The organism is Clostridium sp. DSM 17811, assembly GCF_018861905.1.
GTDB lineage: Bacteria > Bacillota > Clostridia > Clostridiales > Clostridiaceae > Clostridium_AD > Clostridium_AD frigoriphilum.
Window position 1 is genome coordinate 19,310 of record NZ_JAHLDU010000025.1, and the last position, 15,517, is coordinate 34,826.

Genomic DNA, 15,517 nt, shown 5'->3' on the forward strand with positions numbered 1-15,517 from the left:
AATATACTGAATTTAACCAAGTGCATTTTATAAGATAACATCATAATATGCATAAGTAATAATATTTAAAGTTATTGCAATTAAGGAGGGTAAAAGTTTGGATACTATAGGTCTTCAAATTCAAAGACAATTAGCTGGAACAGTAAATACAAATTCTAATGTAATATTTGAAACGACAGTAAATAGTTATGGAGATGTAGTTTATAACTCTGTAACAGGTGAAATAGTAATAAATAAACCAGGAAGGTATTTTATTAATTGGTGGGTAGCAACTCAGTCAGTTATAGGAGCAAGTAATATAACTTTTTCAATTCAAACATCTCAAGGAGATAACTTGATAGGAAATTCACCTATTAAACAGGGTGAGGTTGTTGGTTTTGCTATAATACAAGTTGATGCTGCTCCAGTAGGAATAAGGTTAATTAATACAACTGCTAGCAATGTTGTTTATTCTACTTTGGTACCGATAAAAGCAAATTTAGTATTAGGTGAAATACAAGAAGAAACAGGAGGTATAACAGGAGCTAAAGGTGTAACTGGAGCTACAGGTGTAACTGGAGCTATAGGAAACACTGGTTCACAGGGTATTCAAGGTATTCAAGGGGCTACTGGTTCACAGGGTGTTCAAGGAATTCAAGGTATTCAAGGAATTCAAGGAATTCAAGGTATTCAAGGTGATACTGGGGCACAAGGTATTCAAGGTATTCAAGGACTTCAAGGTATTCAAGGTATTCAAGGTGAAACTGGGGAACAGGGTGTTCAAGGTATTCAAGGTATTCAAGGTGATATTGGACCTACTGGAGATACAGGCCAAATTGGAGATACGGGTGCAACTGGTGAAACAGGAACAACCGGAGTAGCAGGAGCCATAGGATTAACGGGTGTTACTGGTGCTACAGGAACTACGGGTACAACCGGAGAAACTGGAATTACAGGATTTACTGGAAACACTGGTGTAACTGGAACAATAGGAATTACTGGGGAAACAGGATCTACTGGAGCCACAGGATTAACGGGTGTCACTGGTGCTACGGGAACTACAGGTATAACAGGAACTACCGGATCTACTGGAGTAACTGGAACTATTGGAGAAACTGGAATTACAGGATTGACTGGGGCTACAGGAACAACAGGCTTAACAGGAATTACTGGAGCAACAGGATTAACCGGAACCACTGGTGCTACAGGAACTACTGGTGTAACCGGAGAAACTGGAATTACAGGATTGACTGGGGCTACAGGAACAACAGGCTTAACAGGAATTACTGGAGCAACAGGATTAACCGGAACCACCGGTGCTACAGGAACTACTGGAGCTACTGGATTAACGGGTGTAACAGGAACTACTGGGGCCACAGGTACGTTCGGTTCAACTGCAACGATAGCAAATGTAGGACCTGAAGTTAGCTCACAATTTAATGAATTAAGGACTTCTGAAAAGACTCCAATTATTGAATTAATTTCAGTTTATGGATTATCTAATCTAAGAGATGTTACTACCACAACAGGCGCAGGCTCAGTAGGAAGTAATAATACTGAGTTTCAACTAAGCACCACAGCAAATGGTGCAGATAGTGCAATATTAGATAGTTCGGAAAGAGGAAGATATGAGGCCGGATATGCTGGAGAGGCAGGAATTGGTGTACGTCTACCAGTTGCTCCAACTGGCGCTCAAGTGGCAAGATGGGGACTCTTTGATGGTCAAAACGGTGCTTTCTTTGGTCAAGATGTAGCAAATGGTATTTTTGTAGACATTAGAAGAGCAGGAATTGACACTATTATTCCGCAAACTTCATGGAATGTGGATAAATTAGATGGAACAGGACCAAGTGGAGCGACATTGACTTTATCTAAAGGAAATATATTTCAAATCTTGTTTACTTGGTATGGTTATGGTGTTATCGAATTCAGGGTAGTAGTACCTGATCCAATTACTCTAGCTCAAGAAGTTATTATAGTTAATAGATTTTCGCCTACGGGACAAACAAGTTTTGCTGATCCCAATTTACCTCTACGTGCGCAAATCTCTAATAATACAACGGCAACAGCACTCAATTTATTTGTAGGAGGAAGACAATACTCTATTATTGGTAATTATGACCCTACTTTCCGTATAACATCTGAGAGAAGACAGATTACGGCTTTAGCGACATTGACCCCTATAATTTCTTTCAGGAGAAAAACAGTTTTCCCTACAGGTTCAGGAAGGACGAACTCCGTTAGTGTAAAACTAGAAGGTATTGATCTTGTAACATCAGCAGATATCTCTTATCAGATAATATTGGGTGGTACAATTAATGGAGCATTTACAGATTATCCGACAGCAACGACTAATATTCCGCTTACTGAGACCGCTCTTCAAGTAAACAGTACGTTAACTACTATTACAGGTGGTCAAGTGTTATTACAAGGGTTAGCGGCCGGCGTTAATGGAAGCAGTCGTGTTTTAGCATCAGCTAGTTTGTTAAGTTTCCAGCTACCGGATACTGAAATTGTAACACTGGCTGTCTTAAATTTGGCAGGTGGAAGTAATTCCGTTGCAGCTACTTTCCAAGTTACAGAAGAGTGGTAAAAGGCTAAGTAAAAGATAAAAAGGGAGAAATAGAAATATAAATTTCTCCCTATTTTTAAAAGGAGGAAATTTAATGTCGGATATTATTATTTCAAATGTTGGGCCAATAGTAAGTTCGCAATTTAATGAACTAAGAGTTGCAAGAAAATTTCCAATTGTAGAATTAACGTCTGTGTATGGAATATCTGCTTTAAGAGATGTTGTTACTACAACAGGTGCTGGAACAGTAACAAATACGTCTACAGAATATAGCGTTAACACCACGGCAAGTGGAGCAGATTCTGCAGTTTTAGAAAGTGCAATGAGAGGAAGATATGAGCCTGGTTATGCAGGAGAAGCTGGAATAGGTGTTCGTATTCCAATATCGCCAACGGGGAGTCAAGTTGCTCGCTTTGGTTTATTTGATGCTCAAAATGGTGCATTTTTTGGAGTAACTAGCACAAATACTTTTGTAACTATAAGAAGAGGAGGAGTTGATACTGTAATTAACCAGTCATCCTGGAATGTGGATAAATTAGATGGTACAGGACCAAGTGGAGCAACATTGACGCTTTCTAAAGGAAATATATTTCAAATAGTGTTTACTTGGTACGGTTATGGTGTTATCGAATTTAGGGTAGTAATACCTGATCCAACTACTTTAGCTCAAGAAGTTATTACGGTTAATCGATTTTCACCTACAGGTCAAACTAGTTTTGTTGATCCCAATCAACCATTAAGAGCAGAAATTAACAATGGTGGAACAGCTAGCAGTTTTAATTTATTTGTAGGAGGAAGACAATACAGCATTATTGGCAAATATGATCCTACCTTTAGAGTTACTTCGGAGCGTAGAACCATTTCCGATGTTACCACAACTTTGACACCAGTTATATCATTTGCTAGAAAAGCAATTTTTCCAACGGGTTCAGCAAGAACCAACTCAGTTGAAGTCGATTTAGAAGAAATTAATCTTATATCAACAGCTGATTTAGCCTATCAAGTATTGCTTGGGGGCACAATTAATGGAACATTTGTGAATTATCCAACAGCTACAACCATAATTCCTGATAGTGAAACAGCACTGCTTGTAAACACATCATCTACAACCATTACGGGTGGAGAAGTAATATTCCAAGGGATTACTTCTGGAGCGGGAGAGAATTCAAGAATATTAGCTACTGCACAACTATTAAGTTTTGAACTTCCAGATAATGCCATAGTCACATTAGCTGTTGCTAGAATTGGAGGTTCGGGTACAAATACAGTCAATGCATCATTTAGTGTAACGGAAAGTTGGTAAAATGATGTAAGCATATTTAAAGAGACCTTCAATAATATTTTGAAGGTCTCTCTTAATTCTAATATAAGTTATTTAAGGATTACCATTTTATAGTGGCAGCATATTGGAATCAGTTTCGTTATTTTCATATGCTATTTTTAGTAGATATTTACCATATTGTGTTTTCATTAAAGGTTTAGAAATCTTCAATAGTTGATCCTTATCTATAAAGCCAGTTAAATAAGCTATTTCCTCTATACAAGCTACATATAATCCTTGCCTTGTTTGTATTGCTTCTACAAAATTAGCAGCATCTAAAAGTCCTCTATATGTTCCTGTATCAAGCCATGCCATACCTCGACCGAGTAACTCCACTTTTAGTTTTCTCTTTTTTAGATATTCATTATTCACAGAGGTGATTTCTATTTCACCTCTAGCTGACGGCTTAACATTTTTAGCAATGTCGATTACATCATTATCATAAAAATACAGACCACATACAGCATAATTTGATTTGGGCTTTTCAGGTTTTTCTTCAATGGATACTATATTATTGTTTCCATCGAACTCAACTATTCCAAAATCTTTCGGATTACTTACATGGTATCCAAAGATAGTAGCTCCATCTTTTCTATTCGCAGCACTTTTAAGTCGCTGCGTAAAATTATAACCATAAAATATATTATCACCAAGTATTAAAGCTACCCTATCATTTCCTATAAATTGTTCTCCTATTATAAAGGCATCTGCAAGTCCCCGGGGATTTTGTTGAACAGCATATTGCAGATTAATTCCAAGAAAACTACCGTCACCAAGTAATTCTTTAAAAGAAGTTATATCTCTAGGTGTTGAAATAATTAATATATCTTTTATACCTGTGAGCATTAATACTGATAATGGGTAATATATCATGGGTTTATCATATATAGGTAATATTTGTTTCGATATTGATTTTGTTATTGGGTAAAGTCGCGAGCCAGATCCTCCTGCTAAAATAATACCTTTCATGTTTTGCCTCCTGAAAAAGTCTATCTTTATTAATATATTATGGTTAGTACAAATTAGTGCAACACATTATTCTAGTTAACTTTTTATTTTAAGGTATAGCATTAATATTAATAAGTATAAAAGGTGAAAATAGTATAAGAACTTCATCACAGTTATGCACTTTCTATTTGCTAGTCACATAAAGTATAGAGTGAATACAAAGAAAATATATTTAATTAATTATGGTGGTGAGATTTAATGAAAGTAGTAATACTTTGTGGTGGTAAAGGAACACGTATGCGCGAAGAAACAGAATACCGACCTAAGCCTTTAGTGGAGATTGGTGGTAAACCGATTTTATGGCACATAATGAAAATATATTCAAGCTATGGATTTAATGACTTTATTTTATGCGTTGGGTACAAAGGAGAAATGATAAAGCAGTATTTCATGGATATGTACTGGAGAAATAATGATTTAACTTTACATTTAGGTGGAGATAGAGGAATAGAATATCATACGGAGGAAGAGGAAAATTGGAATATTACTATTGTTGACACAGGTATTGAAACTATGACAGGCGGAAGGTTAAAACAAGTAGAAAAATATATCGATGATGAAGAATTTATGCTTACTTATGGAGATGGGTTAAGCAATGTAAACATTTTAGAACTTTTAGAATTTCATAGGCAAAAAGGTAGAATTGGAACACTTATAGGGGTAAATCCTCTTTCAACATTTGGGGTTATGGAGGTTGAAGATGGAATTGTTAAGTCCTTTAAAGAAAAGCCTATTTTAAAAGACAAGGTCAATGGTGGTTTTATGGTATTTAATAAAGAAGTGTTTAAATATCTGCCCAGTGAGGATTGTTTTTTCGAACAAGAACCTATAAGAAATCTTGCAAAAGATAAACAACTTGCGGTTTATAATCATAAGGGCTTTTGGGTTGCTATAGATACTATCAAAGATGTTCAGGCTGTAAATAAGTTATGGGATAAAGGAGAGCATTTATGGAGCAACGCAGAGTAGATTTGTTTAATAACTTTTACAAAGATAAAAGAGTTCTAATTACTGGACATACAGGTTTTAAAGGCTCATGGCTTTCGATTTGGCTTAAAATATTAGGCGCAACAGTTATAGGATATGGACTTGATCCCTATACAGAGGACGATAATTTTGTAGTTAGTGGATTAAAGGATAGAGTTATAGATATTAGAGGAGACATTAGAGATTATAATAAGCTTTTAGGGGTTTTTAATATATATAAGCCAGAAATCGTCTTTCATTTTGCAGCGCAGGCATTAGTGAAAAAGTCTTATGAGAATCCTAAAGAGACCTATGAGACAAATGTAATTGGAACATTAAATGTACTTGAATGCATCAAAAATTCAGCGACGGTTAAAGTGTCCATTATGGTAACTACAGATAAGTGTTATAAAAATATAGAGCAGATATGGGGATATAGAGAAAATGATCCAATGGGTGGATATGATCCTTATAGTTCTAGCAAGGGATGCGTTGAAATTCTTATAGATTCATATAGAAATTCATTTATAAATCCTAAGGATTATAAAACTCATGGTAAATCCTTAGCATCTGTTCGAGCAGGAAATGTTATTGGTGGTGGTGACTGGTCAAATGATAGAATAGTTCCTGATTGCATAAGGGCATTAAAAAAGAATAAAGATATTGAGATTAGAAACCCAAATGCAGTTAGACCTTGGCAGCATGTCCTTGAGCCTTTAAGTGGGTATTTATTGCTTGCCACAATGATGTATGAGGATGGTATTAGTTATTGTAGTGGTTGGAATTTTGGGCCAAATGGAGATTCTATAGTTTCTGTAGGATACATTGTAAAAACAATAATTAAAGAATGGGGAAGTGGGAAATATTTAGACATATCGAGGAAGAATGCACTTCATGAAGCAAATTTATTAAAACTAGATTGTACTAAGTCAAAAACTTATTTGGAGTGGTTCCCAAAATTAAATGTAGATGAGGCAATAAAACTTACTGTAGATTGGTATAAAAGTTTTAAGGACAAAGATATGTTTGATTTGTGTGTTAATCAAATAAAAGATTACGTAAGTAAAAGATCAGAAGAAGTAATATGATATGGAAAAGAGTGTATTAATTACAGGGGCAAGTGGATTTGTAGGTTCTTGTTTAGTTAGAAGGTTACTTAAAGAAAATTACAAAATCCATATTATAACAAGAAATACCACTGATTTATGGAGACTAAATTGTATATTAAAGGATATAGAAATTCATAATGTAGATTTACTTAATAGTGATAAAATAGCTAAATTGGCCAATGATATTAATATAGATCAAGTATATCATTTAGCAACTTATGGAGGATATCATTATCAAAATAAAGTAGAAGATGTGATAAATACAAATCTTATTGGTACTTTTAATTTATTTAGAGAATTTTCTAAAAGGGATATAGAAATGTTTATTAATACTAGCAGTTCATCCGAGTACGGAGAAAAATCTGAGCCTATGCGTGAAGAAATGAAAGTTACACCTAGTACCATGTATGGGGCAAGTAAGGCGGCAGCGACTATATTATGCAGCACATATGCAAAAATTAATAAAATACCACTAGTTACACTAAGACTATTCTCACCATACGGATATTATGATGCTAAAACAAGATTAATCCCTACAGTTATTACATCCTGTCTTCTTGGGAAAGAGATTAAATTATCTCGCAAAGATTCAAAGAGAGATTTTGTATTTATAGATGATGTAGTTGAAGCATATATAGCTGCAAGTAAGGTGATAAACTCTCATGGCGAAATATTTAATATAGGAAGTGGCATACAATATACAAATGAAGAAATTGCAAGTAATATAATAAATCTAATTGGGGTAGATTCAAAGATTTATTGGAAAAATGATTTAAATAGGCAGTATGAGCCACTTATGTGGGTTAGTGATAATAAAAATGCCTATGAAAAGCTAAAGTGGGAGCCTAATATTGAAATAGAGAGTGGACTAAATAAGACAATAAAGTGGTTTGAAAATAATTTGCAATTTTATAGGTAGGCGGTGAATAGATGAAGTTATCGGATTACATTGTTCAGTTTTTAAAGGATAATGGAGTTACAACAGTTTTTGGATATCAAGGTGGAGCTATAACCCATTTTGTTGATTCAATATATAAAGCAGAGGGAATTAAATTTATATCTAATTATCATGAACAGGCTTCAGCCTTCGCAGCTGAGGGTTACGCAAGAGTTAGTGGAAATATAGGAGTATGCACAGCAACTAGTGGTCCAGGTGCCACAAATTTAATAACAGGAATAGGAAGTGCATTTTTTGATTCTATTCCTTGTTTGTATATAACGGGTCAAGTTAATACCTATGAATATAAAAGGTCAAAAAATATAAGGCAAGAGGGATTTCAAGAAACTGATATAGTGAGCATAATAAAGCCTATAACAAAGTATGCGGTTATGATTACAGATTCAAAAAAAATTAAATTTTATTTAGAAAAATCATTTTATCTAGCAAAAGAAGGTAGGTCAGGGCCTGTTTTATTAGACATACCTATGAATATACAAAGATCAGAGGTTAATCCTCGCGACTTAGTAAGTTTTTATGAATCAGAAGAATATAAAATAAAAATAAGACTAAAAGTGAATATAGAAGATGTCAGTAACTTAATAGAGTTAATAAAAAAGAGTAAAAGACCTGTGATACTAGCGGGCGGAGGTATTAGGCTTGCAAAGGCAGAGAAAAAACTAGAAAAACTTATAGACATAACGGGTATTCCTGTAGTTAGTACGTTAATGGGAATAGATTGTTTAAACCATGAGCATAAATGTTATGTGGGTTATATGGGGGCGTATGGAACAAGGTATTCAAATTTAGCAGTAGCTAATTGTGATTTACTAATAGTTCTAGGGTCAAGATTAACAACAAGACAGACAAGTTCTATAACTGATAGTTTTGCAAGAGAGGCTAAAATAGTTCATGTAGATATAGATAAAAACGAGCTTAATACTAAGGTGAGAGAGGATTTAAGCCTAGAATGTGATTTAAATTCATTTATTGATAAATTAAATCAATATTTAATAAATTCTCATTATGAATTTAATTTTAGCTCTTGGACAGATAAAATAAATAGCTATAAAAAAATGTACCCATCATACCAGATCCAAAAGAATATAAATGAAATAGACCCTAATGAGTTCATGAATAAAATAAGCGAAATGATACATCCAAATTCTATAATATCTTTAGATATAGGCCAAAATCAAATTTGGGCATCTCAATCTTTGAAACTGAAAAAGAACCAAAGATTATTAAACTCGGGTGGAATGGGACCAATGGGTTTTGGACTCCCGGCAGCTATAGGAGCCTGGTACGCAAGGCCTAATTATAAAGTAGTTACAATTACTGGCGATGGTGGTATTCAAATGAATATTCAAGAGCTACAAACTATTGCAAGGGAAAAGGTACCTATAAAGATTATTATTATGAACAATAAGGCTTTAGGCATGATTAGGCATTTTCAAGAAATGTATTTTGAATCAAATTATTATGGAACTATAGAGGGATATTCTGCTCCAAATTTCATGGAAATCAGTGAGGCTTATGGCATAAAATCACTTAAAATAAGTAATGAAAATCAAATTAATGAATTAAAAGAAAAGTTAAATGATGATCAAAGTTACGTTATAGAAGTGGAACTTAAAAATATAACTTATGTAGTTCCCAAATTAGGTATGGGTAGACCAATTGAAGACCAAGAACCTCTTTTAGGTAGAAAGCAACTTGAGGAAAACATGATAATTGGTATGTATAAGTCTTAATAAGGGGTGATTAATATTAAGGATGAAAACATAATAAAAGAAGAAATTTTGGAAAAGGTAAAAGAGCTATATAAGCTTCGTGAAGAGAAGAAAAGTTTTATACCAGGTAAAACAAAGGTGAATTATGCAGGGCGTGTATATGATGAAAATGAAATGGTAGCAGTTGTAGACTCAGTATTAGATTTTTGGCTAACACTGGGAGTCAAGGGGAGAGAGTTTTGTAACAACTTTTCAAGATACCTTGGGGTAAAGTATTGTATAGTAACTAATTCGGGATCATCAGCTAATTTGATTGCAGTTTCTGTACTTTGCTCTAAAACAATAAAAAATCCAATGAGGCCCGGTGATGAGATAATAACTACTGCAATGACTTTCCCAACCACACTAAATCCAATAATTCAAAACGGTTTAATACCTGTATTTGTAGACATAGAAGAAGACACATATAATATTGATGCCAGTAAAATAGAAGCGGCAATAACTGATAAAACGAGAGCTATAGTTTTTGCTCATACCTTAGGTAATCCAGCTGAGATGGATAAGATAATGGATATAGCAAAAGGGCATAATCTATACGTAGTAGAGGATACTTGTGATGCACTAGATTCAAGTTATGATGGAAAACTTTGTGGAACATTTGGTGATTTCTCAACTAACAGCTTTTATGCAGCTCATCATATTACAATGGGTGAGGGTGGCGCAATATGTACAAATTCTAATGATTTATATAAAGCAGCACTTTCTATAAGAGATTGGGGGAGGGCGTGTTTTTGTCAAACTGGAGAAGCTAGTGGTAAAGGTGCTTGCGGACATAGGTTTGATTATAAGTTTGATGGATTACCAGATGGTTATGATCATAAATATGTTTATAATAATATTGGTTATAACTTAAAACCATTAGATATACAATGTGCAATGGGAATTGAGCAACTTAAAAAACTTCCAGAGTTTACGAAGATAAGAAAAAATAATTTTAAAACATTGTATGAATGCTTTAAAAAATATGAAGATGTGTTTATATTACCAAGATCACTACCTAAAGCTGACCCATCTTGGTTTGCAATACCAATTACGATAAGAGCGGGTGTTTGGTTTTCTAAAAAAGATTTTGTTACTTATCTTGAATCAAAACTTATAGAAACAAGAATGCTATTTGCTGGGAATATTTTAAAACAACCAGGGTACAAGGATATAAATCATAGAATATCAGGAAATTTAAAATATACAGAGGGTGTTCTTGAGAGAACATTTTTCTTAGGGGTGTATCCAGGAATAACAAAGGAGAAATTAGAATATATGATAAAAAGCATAGATAACTTCTTTGAAAATAATATAAAATGAGAAAGAGCTTACCTGTAATAATTGCATGGTAAGCTTTTTTATTTAATTCATATGAGCGAAGGTTCTTTAGATTTTTCTATCCTCTAATACCTTTTTTATGTCAGTATCACTTCGAGTTCTAATCCATTTCCCAGTAATGGTATCATACATTTTAATTATTTTAGCAGGACTTCCAGCAACAACGCTGTAATCTGGAATGTTTTTTGTAAGAAAACTGTTAGCAGCAATTACGCAGCCACGTCCAATATGGACATCACCGACAATTGAGGCGTTTACACCTATCCATGAACCCTCTCCAACTACTATTTTATTTGTTATTGAAGTTATTCCTTGATGCATAATCGGAATGCCTATGCTCTCATAATTGTGACTACAGTCTGATATATATACATTAGGTGCAATTATAACATTTTTTTCAATAGTGCCTTTATTAGCAATAGAAATTGTAAACCGACTTCCTATTTGACATCCATCTTCTATAACGATTTTAGGTGAACTATTATTCTCATATGAACAAATATTAAGCCAACAATTATCTTTTATAAAGGTGTTAGTGCCAATATAAGTATAAGTAAAATTACTTATTTTATAATCTTCTAAAATTATAGAATTGTTTCCAAAACCATAGAATAACTTTGATAGTGGACTATTACTAATTATTGCAGGTTCTCCCATGAAAAGTTACCTCCCATATTTAGAATGTATTAACAATATAAAAACCTATAAAGCAGTTCTTTTATAATAATCCCTATTTGCGATTACTGCGGCCGAGTTAGGTTTAAACTGCGCAGCTTTATCATTATATTTAATTGATTCATCTCTATTACCTAATCTGTCATAGCAAACAGAGAGCTGTATATTGGGTATATAACCCCAGAAATCATGAGATATAAAACCCCAGCCATTAACTGGCTTAGTGAGCTCTGATGCAATTTTATACCAGACAATAGCGCTTTTATAATCTCCAGATTCAAAATAATAAGTTCCTATATTACAGCATATCTCAGCTCTTGGAGTATCATATTCAAAGCTTTTAAGTAATATTTTAAGCATGTTTTCTTTATCACCTACAATGTTATAACACTTAGAAAGATCAAAGCATGAGCTTATATTATCTTCTATCCAACCCTTTTTTGTATCTAAAAATTCATTGAAATATTTTATAGCATCTTCAATAAACCCATTTTGAAATAATTCCCTTGAATAGTAGAAAAGACCTCTTGGACTCAAAGATTTTCCCTCAGATAATAATTTTTTATAAATGGATAAATTTCTACCGGGTACAGCTGCATGTTCTTTTCTATGTGTTATGCAAATATCTAGGCTTTTAATATTTCCTCCCATTATAAGGCATTCGTGAACAGGTTCTGACCATTTAGAATTATTTGTTCGTTTTGATAATCGTTCTCTAAAATATGATAAAGTAACTGCTCCATTTTCATCAAAGCCTACGTTATACATTAGCATTACATTATCCACATCTAGAGTTAAGTCTTGCTTAAGTTGTTTGAATTTTTTTATATCTTCGTCCAGTATCACGTCATCTGCATCTAGCCAGAGGATAAAATCCATTTTGGCTTTAGAATAAGAGTAATTTCTAGCGGCAGAAAAATCGTTTATCCACTTAAAATCAAATACTTTATCTGTGTATTCTAAAGCAATTTCCTTTGTCTTATCAGTTGATCCAGTATCTACTATAATAATTTCGTCAACAATGTCTTTAACACATTCAAGACACCTACCTAAAACATCTTCTTCGTTTTTTACAATCATACATAAACTAATGGTTACCATATTAACCTCCTAAAAAAAATCTACACTATATAATATGCTATGGTTTAAAATAGGAAACACATATTATAGATAAAAAGGAATTAAGTAGACTCCAATTATTGCAATCATCGTTAAATTGTATTTAGAAAATAAAAAGGTACATTTTTTAATATTAAGAATAATATGTAAGTGAAGCGTATTTTGTAGCACTAAGTGTTAAGGAAGGGATATAGAAATGATTAAAAATAGAAAAACTTCTATAATAATTTTAACTTATAACAATCTCGTTTATAACCTTATATGTGTTGATAGCATAAGGAAATACACTAAAGAGAATACCTATGAAATAATTGTTGTAGATAATAATTCAACTGATGGAACAAGAGAGTGGCTTAAAGAGCAGAAGGATATAAAAGCTATTTTAAATGATGAAAATGTAGGATTCCCAAAAGGCTGTAATATTGGGATAGCAGCTGCAGAAAAAGAAAATGATATTTTGCTATTAAATAATGATACTGTAGTTACTCCAAGGTGGCTTGATAACCTTAAAACATGTATATATAGTGATGATAAAATTGGCGGAGTTGCATCTATAACTAACAATTGTTCTAATTATCAGTCGGTAAGTGTGCCTTATATTGATGTTAAAGATATGATTCCGTTTGCGGAAGCTAACAACATTTCAAATCCAAATAAATGGGAAGAAAAAGTTAGACTTGTGGCATTTTGTATGCTTATAAAAAGGGATGTCTTTAATGAAATTGGCGTTATGGATGAAAGGTTTTCACCTGGAAATTTTGAAGATGATGATTTAAGTATGAGGATTATAGAAGCAGGATATAAGATGATGCTGTGTAATGATAGTTTCATACACCATTTTGGTAGTTCATCTTTTAAAAAAGATTATAGTAAATTTAGTAATATTCTATCCATAAATCGAAAAAAACTTGAAGATAAGTGGGGTTTTAATTCTAACGTAAGTAGTACAGTGAAATTTGACATAATAGAGCGGATAAATGAGCCTAAAGAAAATGAATTTACTATACTTGAATTTGACTGTGGACTTGGGGCAACGCTACTTAAATTAAAATATAAGTACCCTAATTCTAAAATATATGGTATAGAGACAAATCAGAATATAGCAAAACTAGGTGAGAAAGTTTTAGAAACAATGATAGAGGATTTTGAAGAAAATTATAAAATGAGTTTTAAAAAAGATAAAACAAATTTTTTTGACTATATAATTCTTGGAAATAGACTACAACAAAGTAAAGATCCTTTTAGACTATTAAATGAAGTAAAAAAATTTTTAAAGCCTGGAGGATATATAATTGCAACGATTCCAAACGTAATGCATATTTCAGTTATAAAAGGGTTATTAAGTGGAAATTTTATGTATGATAATAATTCAATTTTAGATAGAAGTAACAATAAATTTTTTACTTTAACAGATATATACAAAATATTTGACGAGTGTGGATATACTAATCCATTTGTATTTCATTATTATAATGAATTAGCACCAGAAGATGATAAATTATTAGATAATATTTGTAGTATTGTAGGACCTGAAATGAAAGGATATTTCTTATCTTATGAATATGTAGCTAAGTTCCAGAAGAGTTTGTAGTGCATTGCAACTGAAATATGAATAATATGACTAGGAACTATTACTTCCCAATTTCCATATGATGAATTGTATGAAAATCATAATTCAAAAGGGGAAGATTTTTTATGGAAGTACTTGTAACAGGGGGAGCAGGTTATATTGGAAGTCATGTTTGTGTGGAACTATTAAATTCAGGATGTGAAGTTATAGTTGTGGATAATTTTGCTAATAGCAAACCGGAAGCATTAAAGAGAGTTCAAGAAATAACAGGGAAATATTTGAAGTTTTATGAGGCAGATATTTTAGATAAACTTGCTTTAGAAAAAATTTTTTCTGAAAATAATATAGAAGCTGTAATACATTTCGCTGGATTTAAGGCTGTAGGGGAATCTATAAAAATACCAATTTTATATTATAATAATAATATTACAGGAACGCTTGTACTTTGTGAAGTAATGAAAATGTATAATGTGAAAAAATTAGTTTTCAGTTCTTCTGCAACTGTATACGGGATGCCAAAGAGAGTTCCTATAAGTGAACACTTTCCTCTAAGTGCCACTAATCCTTATGGTAGAACTAAGTTAATGATAGAAGAGATACTTCAAGATATTTATGCATCAGATAAACAGTGGAGTGTAGCTATATTAAGATATTTTAATCCTATAGGTGCTCATGAAAGTGGAAGAATAGGTGAAGATCCAAGAGGCATACCAAATAATTTGATGCCGTTTATAACTCAAGTTGCAATGGGTAAAAGAGAGAAATTAAGTATATTTGGTAGTAATTATGCTACACATGATGGCACAGGAGTTAGAGACTATATTCATGTTGTAGACATTGCTAAGGGACATTTAAAAGCTTTAGAAAAAATTATGAAAACTAGAGGAATCGAGACTTATAATCTTGGAACTGGAGTAGGATATAGTGTTTTAGATTTGGTTAAAAACTTTGAAAAGGCTACTAATAAAAAGATACCATATGTAATATCAGAACCTAGATTGGGAGATATAGCAGAGTGTTATGCAAATCCTATAAAAGCAAAAACTATTTTAAATTGGAGTGCAGAAAAAAATATTCAAGATATGTGTATTGATGCCTGGCGTTTTCAAGTTAACAATCCAGAGGGATATTGAAAGCTGAGAGAAAGG

12 protein-coding genes are annotated in these 15,517 nt (G+C 32.8%); 9 read left to right on the plus strand and 3 right to left on the minus strand.

Features of this window, described 5'->3' with window-relative positions:
- Window positions 1-97 precede the first annotated feature (97 nt).
- Entirely contained in the window at window positions 98-2,572 is a 2,475-nt protein-coding gene (locus KPL44_RS25905; protein ID WP_216254007.1) for a collagen-like triple helix repeat-containing protein, read from the plus strand.
- 73 nt (window positions 2,573-2,645) lie between these two features.
- Complete coding sequence (locus KPL44_RS20410; RefSeq protein WP_216254010.1) at window positions 2,646-3,854, plus strand: hypothetical protein; 1,209 nt, start codon at window positions 2,646-2,648, stop codon at window positions 3,852-3,854.
- An 87-nt stretch (window positions 3,855-3,941) separates the two neighbouring features.
- On the opposite strand, the gene rfbA is transcribed toward KPL44_RS20410, so the two are convergent.
- Window positions 3,942-4,841 carry a glucose-1-phosphate thymidylyltransferase RfbA gene (gene rfbA, locus KPL44_RS20415; RefSeq protein WP_216254013.1) on the minus strand — a complete coding sequence of 300 codons (900 nt, stop codon included), beginning with the start codon at window positions 4,839-4,841 and terminating at the stop codon, window positions 3,942-3,944.
- Window positions 4,842-5,078: 237 nt separating this feature from the next.
- On the opposite strand from rfbA, the gene rfbF reads away from it, so the two are divergent.
- From rfbF to rfbH, 5 genes are read left to right on the plus strand one after another with little or no spacing between them, the layout of a single operon-like run.
- A complete protein-coding gene (rfbF, locus tag KPL44_RS20420) occupies window positions 5,079-5,849 on the plus strand; it encodes a glucose-1-phosphate cytidylyltransferase (RefSeq protein WP_216254016.1) in 771 nt (256 codons plus the stop codon).
- On the plus strand, window positions 5,831-6,934 hold the full coding sequence (gene rfbG, locus KPL44_RS20425; protein ID WP_216254017.1) for a CDP-glucose 4,6-dehydratase: 1,104 nt from the start codon (window positions 5,831-5,833) through the stop codon (window positions 6,932-6,934). The genes rfbF and rfbG overlap by 19 nt, the downstream gene beginning before the upstream one ends.
- 1 nt (window position 6,935) lies before the next feature.
- Window positions 6,936-7,874, plus strand: coding sequence for an NAD-dependent epimerase/dehydratase family protein (locus KPL44_RS20430; RefSeq protein ID WP_216254020.1), 939 nt, complete (start codon window positions 6,936-6,938; stop codon window positions 7,872-7,874).
- A gap of 11 nt (window positions 7,875-7,885) precedes the next feature.
- Window positions 7,886-9,646 carry a thiamine pyrophosphate-binding protein gene (locus tag KPL44_RS20435; protein WP_216254022.1) on the plus strand — a complete coding sequence of 587 codons (1,761 nt, stop codon included), beginning with the start codon at window positions 7,886-7,888 and terminating at the stop codon, window positions 9,644-9,646.
- 6 nt (window positions 9,647-9,652) lie between these two features.
- On the plus strand, window positions 9,653-10,987 hold the full coding sequence (gene rfbH / locus KPL44_RS20440; RefSeq protein WP_216254025.1) for a lipopolysaccharide biosynthesis protein RfbH: 1,335 nt from the start codon (window positions 9,653-9,655) through the stop codon (window positions 10,985-10,987).
- 66 nt (window positions 10,988-11,053) lie between these two features.
- Here the strand turns inward: rfbH and KPL44_RS20445 are convergent, their stop codons facing one another.
- Both KPL44_RS20445 and KPL44_RS20450 read right to left on the minus strand, forming a co-directional pair.
- On the minus strand, window positions 11,054-11,662 hold the full coding sequence (locus tag KPL44_RS20445) for an acyltransferase (RefSeq protein WP_216254029.1): 609 nt from the start codon (window positions 11,660-11,662) through the stop codon (window positions 11,054-11,056).
- A 45-nt stretch (window positions 11,663-11,707) separates the two neighbouring features.
- Window positions 11,708-12,781: a tetratricopeptide repeat-containing glycosyltransferase family 2 protein gene (locus tag KPL44_RS20450; RefSeq protein ID WP_216254031.1), complete on the minus strand. Its 1,074-nt coding sequence runs from the start codon at window positions 12,779-12,781 to the stop codon at window positions 11,708-11,710.
- Window positions 12,782-12,995: 214 nt separating this feature from the next.
- Between KPL44_RS20450 and KPL44_RS20455 the strand changes: the two genes are divergently transcribed.
- Both KPL44_RS20455 and galE read left to right on the plus strand, forming a co-directional pair.
- Entirely contained in the window at window positions 12,996-14,390 is a 1,395-nt protein-coding gene (locus tag KPL44_RS20455; RefSeq protein ID WP_216254033.1) for a glycosyltransferase, read from the plus strand.
- Window positions 14,391-14,494: 104 nt separating this feature from the next.
- Window positions 14,495-15,502 (plus strand): UDP-glucose 4-epimerase GalE, encoded by a 1,008-nt coding sequence (gene galE, locus KPL44_RS20460; RefSeq protein WP_216254035.1) that lies wholly within the window; start codon window positions 14,495-14,497, stop codon window positions 15,500-15,502.
- Window positions 15,503-15,517: the final 15 nt, after the last annotated feature.

What these genes read in the sequence shown, in the direction of transcription:
- KPL44_RS20410 (WP_216254010.1), top strand. Translation starts at nt 2,646, where the DNA reads ATGTCGGATATTATTATTTCAAATGTTGGGCCAATAGTAAGTTCGCAA.
- rfbA (WP_216254013.1), bottom strand. Translation starts at nt 4,841, where the DNA reads ATGAAAGGTATTATTTTAGCAGGAGGATCTGGCTCGCGACTTTACCCA.
- rfbF (WP_216254016.1), top strand. Translation starts at nt 5,079, where the DNA reads ATGAAAGTAGTAATACTTTGTGGTGGTAAAGGAACACGTATGCGCGAA.
- rfbG (WP_216254017.1), top strand. Translation starts at nt 5,831, where the DNA reads ATGGAGCAACGCAGAGTAGATTTGTTTAATAACTTTTACAAAGATAAA.
- KPL44_RS20430 (WP_216254020.1), top strand. Translation starts at nt 6,936, where the DNA reads ATGGAAAAGAGTGTATTAATTACAGGGGCAAGTGGATTTGTAGGTTCT.
- KPL44_RS20435 (WP_216254022.1), top strand. Translation starts at nt 7,886, where the DNA reads ATGAAGTTATCGGATTACATTGTTCAGTTTTTAAAGGATAATGGAGTT.
- KPL44_RS20445 (WP_216254029.1), bottom strand. Translation starts at nt 11,662, where the DNA reads ATGGGAGAACCTGCAATAATTAGTAATAGTCCACTATCAAAGTTATTC.
- KPL44_RS20450 (WP_216254031.1), bottom strand. Translation starts at nt 12,781, where the DNA reads ATGGTAACCATTAGTTTATGTATGATTGTAAAAAACGAAGAAGATGTT.
- KPL44_RS20455 (WP_216254033.1), top strand. Translation starts at nt 12,996, where the DNA reads ATGATTAAAAATAGAAAAACTTCTATAATAATTTTAACTTATAACAAT.
- galE (WP_216254035.1), top strand. Translation starts at nt 14,495, where the DNA reads ATGGAAGTACTTGTAACAGGGGGAGCAGGTTATATTGGAAGTCATGTT.